This window comes from Mycobacterium gordonae (assembly GCF_002101675.1).
Lineage (GTDB): Bacteria > Actinomycetota > Actinomycetes > Mycobacteriales > Mycobacteriaceae > Mycobacterium > Mycobacterium gordonae.
This window is the reverse complement of record NZ_LQOY01000260.1, coordinates 62,923-77,133: the sequence shown is the minus strand read 5'-3', so window position 1 is coordinate 77,133 and position 14,211 is coordinate 62,923. Positions and strand designations below refer to the sequence as shown.

Annotated in this window: 10 protein-coding genes and 1 pseudogene; 6 read left to right on the top strand and 5 right to left on the bottom strand. The window is 67.0% G+C overall.

Going from position 1 to position 14,211, the window contains the following annotated elements:
• Both AWC08_RS34735 and AWC08_RS34730 read right to left on the bottom strand, forming a co-directional pair.
• Window positions 1–623 (bottom strand): annotated as a pseudogene (locus AWC08_RS34735) (Rv1157c family protein); the annotation flags it as partial.
• A 54-nt stretch (window positions 624–677) separates the two neighbouring features.
• On the bottom strand, window positions 678–1,463 hold the full coding sequence (locus AWC08_RS34730) for a hypothetical protein (protein WP_065134542.1): 786 nt from the start codon (window positions 1,461–1,463) through the stop codon (window positions 678–680).
• A gap of 193 nt (window positions 1,464–1,656) precedes the next feature.
• Between AWC08_RS34730 and AWC08_RS34725 the strand changes: the two genes are divergently transcribed.
• Window positions 1,657–2,895: a mannosyltransferase gene (locus AWC08_RS34725; protein WP_069434835.1), complete on the top strand. Its 1,239-nt coding sequence runs from the start codon at window positions 1,657–1,659 to the stop codon at window positions 2,893–2,895.
• Between the two features lie 126 nt (window positions 2,896–3,021).
• Here the strand turns inward: AWC08_RS34725 and AWC08_RS34720 are convergent, their stop codons facing one another.
• The gene (locus AWC08_RS34720) at window positions 3,022–3,318 is read right to left on the bottom strand and encodes a 4a-hydroxytetrahydrobiopterin dehydratase (protein ID WP_069434836.1); all 297 of its coding nucleotides are present in this window, start codon (window positions 3,316–3,318) and stop codon (window positions 3,022–3,024) included.
• Window positions 3,319–3,345: 27 nt separating this feature from the next.
• Between AWC08_RS34720 and AWC08_RS34715 the strand changes: the two genes are divergently transcribed.
• On the top strand, window positions 3,346–3,729 hold the full coding sequence (locus tag AWC08_RS34715) for a (deoxy)nucleoside triphosphate pyrophosphohydrolase (RefSeq protein WP_069434837.1): 384 nt from the start codon (window positions 3,346–3,348) through the stop codon (window positions 3,727–3,729).
• Window positions 3,730–3,816: 87 nt separating this feature from the next.
• On the opposite strand, the gene AWC08_RS34710 is transcribed toward AWC08_RS34715, so the two are convergent.
• A complete protein-coding gene (locus AWC08_RS34710) occupies window positions 3,817–5,895 on the bottom strand; it encodes a serine/threonine-protein kinase (RefSeq protein ID WP_069434838.1) in 2,079 nt (692 codons plus the stop codon).
• A 91-nt stretch (window positions 5,896–5,986) separates the two neighbouring features.
• Here AWC08_RS34710 and typA point away from each other — a divergent pair, with 91 nt between their 5' ends.
• From typA to AWC08_RS34690, 4 genes are all read left to right on the top strand, one after another.
• Complete coding sequence (gene typA, locus AWC08_RS34705) at window positions 5,987–7,876, top strand: translational GTPase TypA (protein ID WP_069434839.1); 1,890 nt, start codon at window positions 5,987–5,989, stop codon at window positions 7,874–7,876.
• Between the two features lie 23 nt (window positions 7,877–7,899).
• Complete coding sequence (locus AWC08_RS34700; protein ID WP_069434843.1) at window positions 7,900–9,798, top strand: ABC transporter family substrate-binding protein; 1,899 nt, start codon at window positions 7,900–7,902, stop codon at window positions 9,796–9,798.
• A gap of 226 nt (window positions 9,799–10,024) precedes the next feature.
• Window positions 10,025–12,193: a PE family protein gene (locus AWC08_RS39345; RefSeq protein WP_085088828.1), complete on the top strand. Its 2,169-nt coding sequence runs from the start codon at window positions 10,025–10,027 to the stop codon at window positions 12,191–12,193.
• A gap of 244 nt (window positions 12,194–12,437) precedes the next feature.
• The gene (locus AWC08_RS34690; protein WP_069434841.1) at window positions 12,438–13,553 is read left to right on the top strand and encodes a PE family protein; all 1,116 of its coding nucleotides are present in this window, start codon (window positions 12,438–12,440) and stop codon (window positions 13,551–13,553) included.
• Between the two features lie 23 nt (window positions 13,554–13,576).
• On the opposite strand, the gene AWC08_RS34685 is transcribed toward AWC08_RS34690, so the two are convergent.
• Entirely contained in the window at window positions 13,577–14,191 is a 615-nt protein-coding gene (locus AWC08_RS34685) for a TetR/AcrR family transcriptional regulator (protein WP_065134550.1), read from the bottom strand.
• Window positions 14,192–14,211 lie beyond the last annotated feature (20 nt).

Genomic DNA, 14,211 nt, shown 5'->3' with positions numbered 1-14,211 from the left:
ACCGAGGCCGGCGCGGGCGCCGGGGCGGGCAGCGCCGCGGGTGCGGCGGCCGGTGCCGGTGCGGCGGCCGGTGCGGGCGCGGGCAGAGCTCGAGGCGCGGGCTCGGGTCCGGGCGGCGGCGGCGATACCGGCCGGGGACTGACCACCGAGGGGACTGCGTCCGGCGCCGCCGGACCCGCCGCGTGGCTGGGGTCCACACCCGTCGGCAGATGCGGGAGCGTGCCAGGTTCGACACCGGGCGGCGGCACGTGCGGCACGGCTGCCCCTTCGGGCGGGGTGCCACCGGGCGGCACCTGGCTGCTCAGGTGCGGTGTGCCTCCCGGGTCGGCCACGAACTGATTGACCGACGAGGCGACGTTCTTGGCCTCGCTGGGTGCGGTCGGATTGCGGGTGAATGCCTGCGCCGCGGCCATGAGAAGCTGCGTCGCCTGCGCCGGGTTACCGGCGGCCTGCTGAATTATCGGACTCAACTCGGTCAACGCCGGCAGCCCCGGTAGCTGTTGAGCTGGGTTGGGCGGCGGTGTCGCCGGGTCGGCTGCCGCGCTCGGAGTGAGCATGAGCGCGGCAGCCGAAGTGGCGACGACTGCGGCCAAACCTTTGGACAGACTCCAAGTGCTTGCCACGGTGTTTTCTCCCGGGTTGTCGGTGGGTTGTTCAGTCGTCGGTGACTACTGGACTCAGGGGATCGCGGCGAGCAGCGTCTGCGGTCCGCTCGCTCCCGGCGCACCCGCGCCCGAGAGCCCCGGAATTCCGGAGGTGATGGCGGGCAGTGCGGCCTGGGCTAGTCCCGGGATCGCCGTCGCCAGTCCGGGCAACGACCCGGCCGGCGTTGCCGGTGCAACAGCGGGTGCGGCGGGTGCGGTGATCCCTGGAATCGGTGTGTTCACCCCAGGGATCGGCACCGAGGCCGGGGCCGGCGCAGCGGGGGCGGCCGGGGCGGTGAGGCCCGGCAGCGGTGCGTTCACCCCGGGAATCGACGGGACCGACGCCGGAGCGGGTGCGGCCGGTGCTGCGGGCGCGGCCAGACTCGGCAGCGGTGCATTCACCCCGGGAATCGACGGAACCGACGCCGGTGCGGGTGCTGCCGGAGCGGCGGGCGCGGTGAGACCGGGGAGCGGCGCGTTCACGCCGGGAATCGACGGTGTGGCGGCCGGTGCGGTGGCAGGAGCTGGAGCGGTCGCGCCGGGCAGCACCGACGGCAGGTTCAACCCACCGGGAGCCGCGGGAGCCGGGTCTGGTGCGCGCAGAACCCCTTGCGGCGCAGGCGGAGTCGCGCCGAGGGCCGTTGCCAGGTTCTGCAGAATCTGCGGGGCGTTGGCTGCCGATGCGATCAGCTGCTGGGGGATGTTGGGCTGCGCCGGAGCGGGCGCGGGATCGGCGTGGGCGATGCCGCCGGTGAGTAGCGCGGCGGACGAGCCGACCAGAACGGCGGCGGCTCGGACGAAAGTCCAGATGGTTGGCATGACTCTCCCTGATGTGTTCGATGACTGGTCCCAAGCCGAAGCTATCTTGGTACAGAAGTGACTCAAGTGACACGTGTGGCATTTATGGGATCGTTACCGATACGAATGGCAGCGGTGACCGGCGACCTGGGAATCGTGTCCGCACCGTTATGAAAGGGGTCCGACGCGCGGGTCGGTCGGTAAAGTCAGGCCGATAGACACCACATCGGCCGCTGCGGCGGCACCCACCACTGGGCAGCCCACCACGTTGCTGCAAAAGCTGGCGCTGCCGCTGCTGACCCTGAGCATCGTGGCGCGCTTTGCCTGGACCTACCTCGCGCCGAACGGCGCAAACTTCGTCGACCTGCATGTTTATGTCGGCGGCGCCGCCGCTCTGGATCATCCCGGCACCCTGTACAGCTATGTCTACGCCGACCAGACGCCGGACTTCCCGCTGCCGTTCACCTACCCGCCGTTTGCTGCGGTGGCCCTCTACCCGATGCACTTCGTGCCGTTCGGGGTGCTGGCGTTCCTGTGGCACGTCGCGATCGTGGCGGCGCTGTACGGCGTGGTGCGCATCAGCCAACGGTTGATCGGAACCGCCGCGGATCGGCGGGCCGCGATGTTGTGGACCGCGGTGAGCATCTGGATCGAACCGCTGCGCAGCAACTTCGACTACGGGCAGATCAACGTGTTCCTGGTGTTGGCCGTGCTGTATGCGGTTTACACCACCCGGTGGTGGCTGTCGGGATTGCTGGTGGGGTTGGCGGCCGCGGTCAAGCTGACTCCCGCGGTCGCCGGCATCTATCTGCTGGGTGCGCGCCGCTGGTCGGCGGCGTTGTTCTCGCTGGCGGTTTTCCTCTTCAGCATCGGGGTGTCGCTGTTCGTGGTCGGCGACCAGGCCCGCTACTACTTCACCGACCTGCTGGGCGACGCGCACCGGGTCGGGCCGATCGCCACCTCCTTCAATCAATCCTGGCGCGGCGCGATCTCGCGCATCCTCGGTTATGACGCCGGATACGGGCCGCTGGTTCTCGCAGCGCTCGTCATCACGGCCGTAGTCGCCGTGTTGGCGTGGCGGGCGCTGAACCCCTCCGATGCATTGGGCCGGCTGCTGGTGGTCGAACTGTTCGGCCTGCTGCTCTCACCGATTTCCTGGACGCACCACTGGGTGTGGTTGGTGCCCTTGATGATCTGGCTGATCCAGGGACCACTGGGCCAGCGTCTCGGGGCAAAGATCCTCGGTTGGGGATGGCTGCTGCTCACCATCATCGGCGTGCCGTGGCTGCTGAGCTTCGCCCAACCGAGCATCTGGGTGATCAGCCGGCCCTGGTATCTGGCGTGGGCCGGGTTGGTCTACGTGGTCGCGTCGCTGGCGACGCTGAGCTGGATCGCTTTGAGCGGTCGCACTACTGACGCCGGAAAAGCCGGCCATGACTGCGAAACCAGATGATGTTGCCGGCGGTGCGTCGGTATGCGAGCAGGCGGTAGCCGCCACCGTCAGAGCGATCGCGAGCGTCAGCCGCACGGTGTTCATCGAACGGGAGGGTGACCCGGCTGCCCGCACCGGCGGCGGTGTTTACGCCGGCGAAGCCTCTCCAACAATCCCGTCGATACCGCGCGCCATGTCGAGGTCTTTCTCGGTTATTCCGCCCTCGGAGTGCGTCACCAACGCGAAAGTCACTGTCCGCCAACGGATATCGATATCCGGGTGGTGATCCTTGGCTTCCGCGTGCTCGCCTACCCGGCGCACGGCGTCGATACCGGCCAGGAATGCCGGGAATTTGACGGACCGGCGTAACGCGCCGTCGACGCGTTCCCAGCCGTCCAGCGAGGGCAGTGCGGCGTCTACTTGCTCATCGGTGAGAACAGCCATGACTCCGACGGTATACCGTCACTGGCCATGCCGACCCAGATCGTTGTCGCGGGCGCCGTCATTCGGGGATCGTCGCTATTGGTCGCGCAGCGCAACGGGCCGCCCGCGCTTGCCGGCCTGTGGGAGCTGCCCGGTGGCAAGGTCGCCGACGGTGAAACCGAGCGTGGCGCGCTGGCCCGCGAGCTGGCCGAAGAGCTCGGAGTCGAGGTCAGGGTCAGCGAACGCCTGGGTGAGGACGTCGCGCTCAACACGGCCATGACGCTGCGCGCCTATCGCGTGCACCTGTTGCGCGGCCAACCACACCCGCGGGAGCACCGGGCGCTGCGCTGGGTGACGGCCGCCGAACTCCATCAGGTCGACTGGGTGCCGGCCGACCGTGCCTGGCTCCACGATCTCGTGGCAGCTCTCTGACCGATCGCGACCAGTTCGATTGTGCGACAGACTCTCTCGTCGCCGACAGCGCGATGTAGGCGGCCAGTCGTCGGGCGCAAACCAGGCTCACCACTTTCCCGGACCAGCTGCTCGGGTCCGCGCCGGGGAGCCTGCTCTTGCCATACCCCTCGCGATTGCGCCGGCGATGATCAGAATTGCGCCGACGGCAGCGATCGCGCCCCATCGCTCGGGCAGGTAGAGGTAAAACCCGCCGATGATGCCCAGCCCCAAACCGCCTGTGCCACAGAACAGACAACCACGGGCAAGCGCAGGGTCAGGTTTCGCGAAGACGGAAATGAGGATCAGGACCAGGCCGACGACGGCGATCAGATAGTAGATACCGGCGACCGGTGCAACCTGCCCCCAGAGCGGAGCGCTGAGCGCCAGTGTCAGCAGGGCGCACCCAGTCATCGTCTGGTCGGGGCGGGCGCGTCCGCGACCGAGCACCAGCAGCGCGATGCCGGGAATGGCGCCCAGCATCGCCAGCCAGACCAGCGTGCCCGCATATGAGCGGTCCTCACTCGGATAGTAGGAGATGCTCAGCGAGCCGGCCCTGCGCACGAACAGTCCGGCGATCGCCACCGCCAACCCGACCACGGCACCCACAACGACCGCAAACCTTCCGGCGCTGACACTCGACGCCGCTGGTCGCGGTGCACCACGCTGCGCCCACCCTCGCGCGACGGCGCCGGCCGAGAGCAGCAACAGACCGAGAGCGGTACCGATCACGAGGGACAGCGACCCCAGGTGGACCGCGCCGAGCGGGATGCAGATCCAGTCGATCAAGGCCAGCGCGGACACGTAGGTACCCGAGTACAAGTAGCCTCGTGCCAACGCCGGGGTGGGTCTGAGGTAGACGGGCACGAGCAACAGCAGCGCGGCGACAACGGCGAGCAGCACCGGTATCGCGACCGGAACATGGGTGTAGAACACCCGGGCCAAGAATGTTCCCGATGCCAGCGCGACCAGACCGCTTCCGGCGATCGTTCGATCAACCCGGGCCCTTCCGCGACCGCTGACGAGCAAAGCGATGCCCGGGATGAGGCCGGCAAGAGCCAGCCACATCAGTACGCTCGGTACGCGTTCGTAGGGCCGCTTGAATGCGGCCTCCCACCACGGGACAAGAAGAATCGCGGTGGCAAGCGACGCCAGGATGACACCGCACAGCGCGCAAGCGAACCCCGTGCCGATCGCCGGCTCGGCCGGGGCAGGTGCAACCAGGGTGGCGGCTTGCTGGGTGGGTGCGTTGGCATCGTGCTGGGTCCCGGGCATGGTCGGTGCGACCGGTCCGACGGGCGGCGGGGGCGTGGGCGGCCGCGGCGGTGCGGGCGCGCCGCTGACTACGTTGTGAGCGGCATCGGCCAGCTCGCCGGCCATCTGATAGCGCTGTTCGGGCTGTTTGGCCATGCCGCGGGCGATGACCACGTCGAACTCGGCCGGTAGGGCGGCATTCACCCGGCTCGGTCGCGGCGGATCCATGGTCAGGTGCCCGGCGATCTGCTGTTCCATGCTGTCCCCGGGAAACGGCCGCGAGCCGGTGAGGCACTCGTACAGCAGGCACGTCAGCGCGTAGACGTCGGCCCGGGCGTCGGCGGTGCCGGTCAGAAACCGTTCCGGGGCCATATAGGCGAGGGTGCCGACCATCATCCCGGTCTGGGTCATGCGGGTTGCCGCCGTGTCGTGGGCGATGCCGAAATCGATCAGATAGACGTGCTCGTCGGCGGTCATCAGCGCATTAGAAGGTTTGATATCGCGGTGAACCAGCCTGTTTCGATGCGCCACGTTGAGTGCCGCGGCCAGCTGCTGGATCACCCGCACCGCCCGCGGGGGAGCCATCGGACCCTCCCGCGCCAGCAGCGTCTGGACGTCTACGCCTTCGATGACCGGCATCACCAGATAAAGGCGCCCGTCGATCTCGCCGGTGTCGTGGATCGGGATGATGTGTGGCTCGGTCAGCCGGGCCGCGATCTGGGCTTCGCGGCGGAACCGTTCCCGATATCCCGGCATCGCGGCCATCTCGGCTGGCAGCACCTTGATCGCGACGTCTCGACCGATGAGGGTGTCGTGGGCCTTGAACACCTGGCCCATGCCGCCTTCGCCGATCAACTCAAGGAGCCGGTAGCGCCCGAAGGCCACCTCTTCCACAGCGGGAATGTTACCCAAGCAAAGGCCTTGTGAGCTGGACAATCTGTCGCCAGTTCGCTATCTACGGCCCCCCGCTGCCACAATCACCGACGTGCCATTCCGCAATGTCGCCATCGTCGCTCACGTCGACCACGGCAAGACAACCCTGGTCGACGCCATGCTGCGACAGTCCGGTGCGCTGACCCACCGTGGTGACGACACCCAGGAACGCATCATGGACAGCGGTGACCTGGAGAAGGAAAAAGGCATCACCATCCTGGCCAAGAACACCGCCGTGCACCGTCACAATGCGGACGGAACGCTGACGGTGATCAATGTCATCGACACGCCCGGCCACGCCGACTTCGGCGGCGAGGTGGAACGTGGCCTGTCCATGGTGGACGGGGTGCTGCTGCTGGTCGACGCCTCGGAGGGCCCGCTGCCGCAGACCCGGTTCGTACTGCGCAAGGCGCTGCAGGCGCATCTGCCGGTGATCCTCGTCGTCAACAAGACCGACCGGCCCGACGCCCGGATCGGCGAGGTTGTCGACGCCAGCCACGACCTGCTGCTCGACGTCGCTTCAGACCTCGACCCCGAAGCCGCCGCGGCGGCCGAGCATGCGCTGGGCCTGCCGACGCTGTATGCCTCCGGGCGGGCCGGCATCGCCAGCACCGAGCAACCCGCCGACGGCGAGGTACCGGCCGGCGACAACCTCGACCCGCTGTTCGAGGTGCTGATGGAGCACATCCCGGCGCCCTCGGGTGACCCGGAGGCGCCGCTGCAGGCGCTGGTCACCAACCTCGACGCGTCGGCCTTCCTGGGCCGGCTGGCGCTGATCCGCATCTACAACGGCAAGCTACGCAAGGGCCAGCAGGTGGCTTGGATGCGTGAGGTGGACGGGGTGCCCGTCATCACCAATGCCAAGATCACCGAGTTGCTGGCCACCGAGGGCGTCGAGCGCAGTCCGACGCAGGAAGCGGCCGCAGGGGACATCGTGGCGGTCGCCGGGTTGCCGGAGATCATGATCGGCGACACACTGGCCGATCCCGACCACGCGCACGCGCTGCCGCGTATCCACGTCGACGAGCCGGCGATCTCGGTGACGATCGGCACCAACACCTCGCCGCTGGCCGGCAAGGTGTCCGGCCACAAACTGACCGCGCGTATGGTCCGCAACCGGCTGGACGCGGAGTTGGTCGGCAACGTCTCTATCCGGGTCGTCGACATCGGCCGGCCGGACGCATGGGAGGTCCAGGGCCGCGGCGAGCTCGCGTTGGCGGTGTTGGTCGAGACGATGCGACGCGAGGGTTTCGAGCTCACGGTCGGCAAACCGCAGGTGGTCACCAGGACCATCGACGGCAAGCTGCACGAGCCGTTCGAGGCGATGACGATCGACTGCCCCGAGGAATTCGTCGGCGCGATCACGCAACTGATGGCCGCGCGCAAGGGGCGCATGGAGGAGATGACCAACCACGCGGCGGGCTGGGTCCGGATGGACTTCATCGTGCCCAGCCGCGGCCTGATCGGTTTCCGCACCGACTTCCTCACCCTGACGCGCGGCACCGGCATCGCCAACGCGGTGTTCGACGGCTACCGGCCGTGGGCCGGCGAGATCCGTGCCCGCCACACCGGCTCGCTGGTCTCCGACCGCGCCGGAGCCATCACCCCGTTCGCGCTGATCCAGCTCGCCGATCGGGGCCAGTTCTTCGTCGAACCAGGCCAGGACACCTACGAGGGCATGGTGGTGGGAATCAACCCGCGGGCCGAGGATCTCGACGTCAACGTCACCCGGGAGAAGAAGCTCACCAACATGCGGTCGTCGACGGCCGACGTCATCGAGACACTGGCCAAACCGCTCGAGCTCGACCTGGAACAAGCGATGGAGTTCTGCGCCCAGGACGAATGCGTCGAGGTGACTCCGGAGATCGTCCGGGTCCGCAAGGTCGAGCTGGACGCCACGTCGCGCGCCCGCAGCCGCTCGCGTGCCAAGGCTCGCGGGTAGGCCGCGTGCGCCTCGATACCCTGATTGGCGTGCTGCACCGAGCCCGCCACGTCCTGGTGGCAATCGGCGTGCTGGTGGCGGCTATCGGTCTGGTGTTGTCGGGCTGCACGGTGAGTCCGCCGCCGGCGCCGCAGAGCACCGACACGCCGCACAACACGCCGCCGCCGCCGCAGCACCCCACCCAGATCATCATGGGTATCGACTCCATCGGGGCGGGGTTCAATCCACACCTGCTCTCCGACCTGTCCCCGGTGAACGCGGCGATCAGCGCCCTGGTGCTACCCAGTGCTTTCCGCCCGGTGCCCGATCCCAACTCGTCGACGGGTTCGCGGTGGGAGATGGATCCCACGCTGCTGGTGGCAGCAGACGTGACGAGCGAGAAACCGTTCACGGTGACCTACAAGATCCGGCCCGAGGCGCAGTGGACTGACAATGCGCCCATCGCCGCGGACGACTTCTGGTACCTGTGGCGCCAGATGGTGAGCCAGCCCGGCGTGGTGGATCCGGCCGGCTATGACCTCATTACTTCTGTGCAGTCGCTGGAAGGCGGCAAACAGGCCGTCGTCACCTTCGCGCAGCCGTACCCGGCCTGGCGGGAACTGTTCAATAACCTGCTGCCGGCGCACATCGTCAAAGACGTGCCGGGCGGATTCTCCTCCGGGCTAGCCCGCGCGGTGCCGGTCACCGGCGGGCAGTTCCGGGTGGAGAACATCGACCCGCAGCGCGACGAGATCCTGATCGCCCGCAACGACCGGTACTGGGGACCGCCCGCCAAGCCGGCGCTCATCCAGTTCCGGCGGGCCGGCGCCCCGGCCGCCCTGGCCGATTCGGTGCGCAACGGCGACACCCAGGTTGCCCAGGTGCACGGCGGGTCGGCCGCCTTCGCCCAACTGTCGGCGATCCCGGATGTGCGGACCGCCCGCATCGTGACGCCGCGGGTCATGCAGCTCACGCTGCGGGCGAACGAGCCCAAGCTGGCCGACTCTCAGGTCCGCAAGGCGATCCTGGGCCTGGTAGACGTCGATCTGCTGGCCGCGGTGGGAGCCGGCAGCGACAACACCGTCACGCTGGCCCAGGCGCAGATCCGCTCGCCCAGCGACCCCGGATATGTGCCGACGGCGCCACCGGCCATGAGCACGATGGCGGCGATGGGACTGCTGGAGGCCGCCGGCTATCAAATAGAAAGCAGCACATCGGTTTCGCCGGCGCCCAGTTCGACGACCGCGCCGGTCAGCACCGGACCACCGGAGGTGATCCGCGGCCGAATTAGCAAGGACGGCAAGCAGTTATCGCTGGTGATCGGGGTGGCGGCCAACGACCCGACTTCGGTTGCGGTAGCAAATACCGCAGCCGACCAGCTGCGCAACGCCGGCATCGCGGCCAGCGTGCTGGCGCTGGATCCGGTGACCCTGTACCGCGACGCGCTGAACAACCATCAGGTGGACGCGTTGGTGGGTTGGCATCAGGCCGGCGGAAACCTGGCTACTTCCTTGGCTTCCCGGTTCGGCTGCCCCGCCTTGGAAGCGACTGAGGTGCCTGCCCCGAATGCTCCTGTCACTACTACATCGTCGACGCCCTCCGGTGCCACCACGCAGGCAGCGCCGGACACCACGTCAGCACCGACGACACCGAGTCGCCCACCGGATCCGGGCGCTCTGGTCAAAGCACCGTCGAACCTGACCGGGATTTGCGACCGCAGCATCGAATCGAACATCGACGCCGCCCTGAACGGATCCAAGAACATCAACGATGTGATCGCCGCGGTGGAGCCACGGCTGTGGAACATGTCGACGGTGCTGCCGATCCTGCAGGACACCACGATCGTGGGAGCCGGCCCCAGTGTGCAGAACGTCAGCCTGACCGGCGCGGTGCCGGTCGGCATCGTCGGCGACGCCGGGCAGTGGGTCAAAGTCGGGCAATAACCCGAATTTCATGCTATGCAGATCATTTGGGCATGATCTCGAAACTTTGCGCATGGCCGGCGGCTTCGTGCGCACCCACCAACGGAGCCTGCGACAAATTGTTACAAAAATCCACGTTTAGAAATCGCCTGCTCCGGTCAACCCCCGCGATACGCTTCGGTCGGGGGTAAAGGGCACCTGATCGGGCCGGGGTAAGCCAGCAATCATTGCGGTGAGGGGTCGGTCCATGTCATTCGTCTTTGTCGAGCCACAAATAATGTCGGCATTCGGTGCAGATCTGTCGGGTATCGGGTCGGCGCTCGGCGCGGCCAATGCGGCAGCGGCTGCGTCGACCACAGGCGTGCTAGCTGCAGCCGCCGACGAGGTGTCGGTGCAGATAGCCGCGCTGTTCTCGGAGAATGCGGTCGGGTATCAACAAGTCAGCGCGCAGGTCGCGGCGTCCTATGAGCGTTTCGTTCAGGCCGTGACCGCGGGCGCCGGCGCCTATGCGGCGGCCGAGGTGAACACCGCGCAAGCGTTGGTCAACGGGCTGGCCGCCCCTTCGTTGTCCCTTGAGGGGATCGGTCAGGCCTGGGCGGGCTTCACCGCCAATGTGGTCAATGCGGAGTTGTCGTTCAATCAGTCGTTGGTGGGCACCGAGGTGGCGCTGCGCCAAGCCTTGTTGGGCGGCGGCAACGCCCTGTCCAATGCCGCCGACGTCGGCCTCAACTTCGCGAACTCATTGGTGGGTGGGGGCCAGCAAGCCGTCAATCTGCTTCTGGGAGCACAGGTTCCAGCCAACTTCGCGAGCAGCCTGGTCATCAACAGCGCCCTCGACGCCAACTTCGGACCCGGCCTGCTCACCGGCGCCTTCAGCGGCGGGCTCTCCGGCCTGGGCGCTCAGCTCAACACTGCCCTGTCGGGCAGTCTCAGCGGCGGGTTGCCGGACTTCGGCGCTTTGGGTAATGCGTTCGCGGCCAACGTGAATGCGGGACTCACGAGTTTGGCTCAGACCGGCGGCATGCTGGCGACCAGCCTCAGTTCAGGCCTGGCCGGCCTGACGCAGACCGGCGGTTCGTTGGCCGCCAACATCAGCGCCGCGTTGTCGGGGCTGCCGAGCTTCGACGTGACGCTGCCCGCGCTGACGGGCGGGTTCACCGCGAATCTGCCTGGGGTGCTGGCGAATTTGACTGGCGGCTTCTCGGGCCTGGGCGCTCAGCTCAGTACCGCGCTGAACGGGGCCCTGTCGGGCAACCTCGGGCTGCCCAACTTGAACTTCACGCTGCCCAACTTCGGGCTGCCCAACTTGAACTTCACGCTGCCCAACTTCGGGCTGCCCAACTTGAACTTCACGCTGCCCAACTTCAACTTCGCGGTTCCCAACTTCGCCGCCTTGACGCAAGCCGGCGCCACCTTGGCGGGCAATCTGAATGCCGGGCTGGCCAACCTGAACGTCGCTCTGCCGGCGCTCGGCGGTCAGATCAGTGCGGCACTGAGCGGCGCCGTCAACGGCGACACAGCGGGGCTGAATGCGCTGGTGAACGCCGTCGCGGCCCTTCCGACGACCGGGTTGGCAGGCTTCGAGCAATTGCAGAGCGGCATGTTGAGCGGGTTGGTCAGCAACGAAATCGCCCTGAACGAGGCGATCGTCGCCAACGAGGTCGCGCTGTTCGGCGCGCCGGCGTTGGCCGGTCCACTGGGCTATGCCGTCAACGCGGGCAACCTGCTGGTGGGTACGGGCGAGCAGTTGGTCAACGCCCTGGTGGGCGCACCGGCCACCAACCTGACCAGCAGCCTGATCGTCAACGGCGCGCTCGAGTCGCCCGGCTTCCCGATCGGCGGCGGTCTGACCGGTGTTGCCCATCAACTGCTTTCGCTGAACACGGCGCTGGGTGGCGTGCCAGGGCTCGACACATCGCTGTTGACGCAGCTGAACCTGACTCCGGCCAGTTTGCAGGCGCTGGTGGACAGCCAGTTGGCTTTCAACGCGAACCTGGTCGCCAACGAACAGCTGTTCCAGACAATGGTCTTCGGGACGGGTGGCGCCCTCAACGGCGCGGTGAACAACGCCTTCAACGGCCTGAACCTGCTGCTGGTCGGAACCCCGCAGGGCGTCGTCAACGCGCTGCTCGGCGCCCCCGCCGCCGACCTGACGGGCAGCCTGCTGGTCACCGCTCCGGGAGATGTCTTCGGTGGCGTGACGGCCGGCGGCCTGCTCGGCGCGTTCGAGCAGAAGTGGTTGTTCGACGCCGCGGTGTTGAGCAGTCTCTTCGCGCCGATTCAGGTGACCCTCACCGGTGGGCTTCCGAGCCTGCTTGCCAACATCAACGCCACGTTGACGGGCGCTATCAACGGCACTCTGGGTGGCACAATCGGCGGCACGGTTGGCGGCACCGTCGGTGGTGGCGGCGGGTAGCCGACTCACCTGGACATCCCCTGGTCGGCCCGTCATCTTCGTGGTGGCGGGCCGATCGGCTTGAGCCGCCCGGTGCCTGCAGCGAAGCGCATATCCCCCTGTGCGCGAAGTGCAATGATTTTATCTATCCCAGTTCATAGAAACCCCTGAGCGGCTCCGCTCACGCGGCTAGAATTTGTTCATTCTTGAATAGCGAGGCGACCGGGCGGGGAGGGCCGTCGTACCGAGGGGCGGGGGGAGTGCCGTGTCCTACTTGACTCTTGCGCCGGAGTATCTGACATCTGCGGCAACGGATCTGGCTGGCATCGGCGAGGCGATGGGAGCTGCCGGTTCCTCGGTGGCGGCCGCTACGACCTCGGTGCTGCCAGCTGGCGCCGACGAGATATCCGCTGCTATCGCAGCATTATTCGGTGCACACGGACAGGCATTCCAGGCCCTCAACGCACAGGCGGCACGGTTCCACGATCAGTTCGTGCAGACGATGCGAGCGGCTGCGGCTGCCTTCTCCGGTGCAGAAGCGGCCAATGTGTCACCGCTGCAAGCGATGGCTGCTGCCGCGACACCCATGGAGCAGTTGGAGCAGGCGCAGATCGCGTTCAATTCCAATCTGGTGGCCAACGAGTTGGTGTTCAATCGTGCGCTGGTGAGCAGCGAGATCGCTTTCGAAAAGGCCATTTTCGGTACTGACAATGCTCTCAACGGTGCTCTGAACCGCGGCTTCAACGCTGGGAATCTGTTACTGGGCACCGGCGAACAGGCCGCGAACTTGCTTGTGGGTGCCCAGGTTCCGGCGAACTTCACCTCAAGTCTGTTGACGGGCAGCGCCGCACAGGTGTTCAACAGCGGTGCAATCGGTGGCCCTTTGGGCGCGTTTGACCAGAGCCTGGTAGTCGGAGCGGACCTCGCCGGCTTGGTGCTGAGCAGTCCGCCCGGGCAGGCATTGTTGAGTGTGCTCCCCCCGCCGGTGCAGTCGCTGTTGAGCTCGCCGGGCAGTCTTCTGAAGCAGATAGAAACGGCGCAGATCAACTTCAACACCAGTTTGGTCACCAACCAAATGGGCTTGAACCACAACTTGGTCACCAACGAGGTCGTCTGGGAGCAGCAGGTTTTCCAGACGGACAGCGCGCTCAACGGTGCGCTGAACCGTGCCTTCAATGTCGGAAATCTGCTGCTTGGCACCGGCGAGCAGGCGTTCAACCTGTTCTCCGGGCCGCAGGTGCCGACGACCTTCACCTCGGGGCTGCTGCTGGGCAGCGGATCGCAGACTTTCAACGGCGGCCAAATAGGGGGCCTGCTGGGTGCTTTCGACCAGAGCATGGAGGTCGGGCTGGATCTGGCCGGACTTATGACCGGCAGCTGACCATCCCGGCGCCGCAGCCTGCGTCAATTAACCTGCGCTACCTTGCCTTTGGGCGGTATGACGGTATCCACGATCAGTGTCAGTTCGCGGCGGGTCGGCGGCGTCCCGGTGAGCATGAAGTGCTGGTTGATCAGAGCTGACCCGATGCGTGCGGTCAGTGGCGTGATCGTCGCCGGATCGATATCCCCCTCCTGGACCGCGGCTTTAAGAATCGACTCGACAATCTTCACCCGCGGAACCACCACGGCGTCGACGAAGATCGCCCGCAGTTCGGGCTCATGGATCAGCTGACTGATGATCTCCAGGCCGGGAAAATCGGTCTTGCCTGCCAACACATCACGATGGGCCGTGAACACGGCGAGCAGGTTCTCCCGGGCCGAGCGGCCGGCCCGCGGCTCCGGCAACGGTGGCACGTTATGCGTCATGGCGGCCTGCACCAGGTCATGCTTGCTCGTCCAGCGCCGATACAACGCCGCCTTGCCGGTGTGTGCGCGTGCCGCAATGCCTTCCATGGTCAAACCGCCGTACCCGACCGAGGCCAACTCCGCCAAAGTCGCCGAGTAAAGCGCGCGTTCAAGTACTTCACCGCGCCGTCGGCTGCGGCTGGCGCTCGGTGTGGTCCTGGTCCCCTGCGGCATTGGTCGATAGTAGCCGTTAG

Bases quoted from the DNA above. Each gene is read 5' to 3' on its own strand.
- AWC08_RS34715 (WP_069434837.1), top strand. From the start codon at position 3,346: ATGCCGACCCAGATCGTTGTCGCGGGCGCCGTCATTCGGGGATCGTCG.
- AWC08_RS34685 (WP_065134550.1), bottom strand. From the start codon at position 14,191: ATGCCGCAGGGGACCAGGACCACACCGAGCGCCAGCCGCAGCCGACGG.
- AWC08_RS34720 (WP_069434836.1), bottom strand. From the start codon at position 3,318: ATGGCTGTTCTCACCGATGAGCAAGTAGACGCCGCACTGCCCTCGCTG.
- AWC08_RS39345 (WP_085088828.1), top strand. From the start codon at position 10,025: ATGTCATTCGTCTTTGTCGAGCCACAAATAATGTCGGCATTCGGTGCA.
- AWC08_RS34730 (WP_065134542.1), bottom strand. From the start codon at position 1,463: ATGCCAACCATCTGGACTTTCGTCCGAGCCGCCGCCGTTCTGGTCGGC.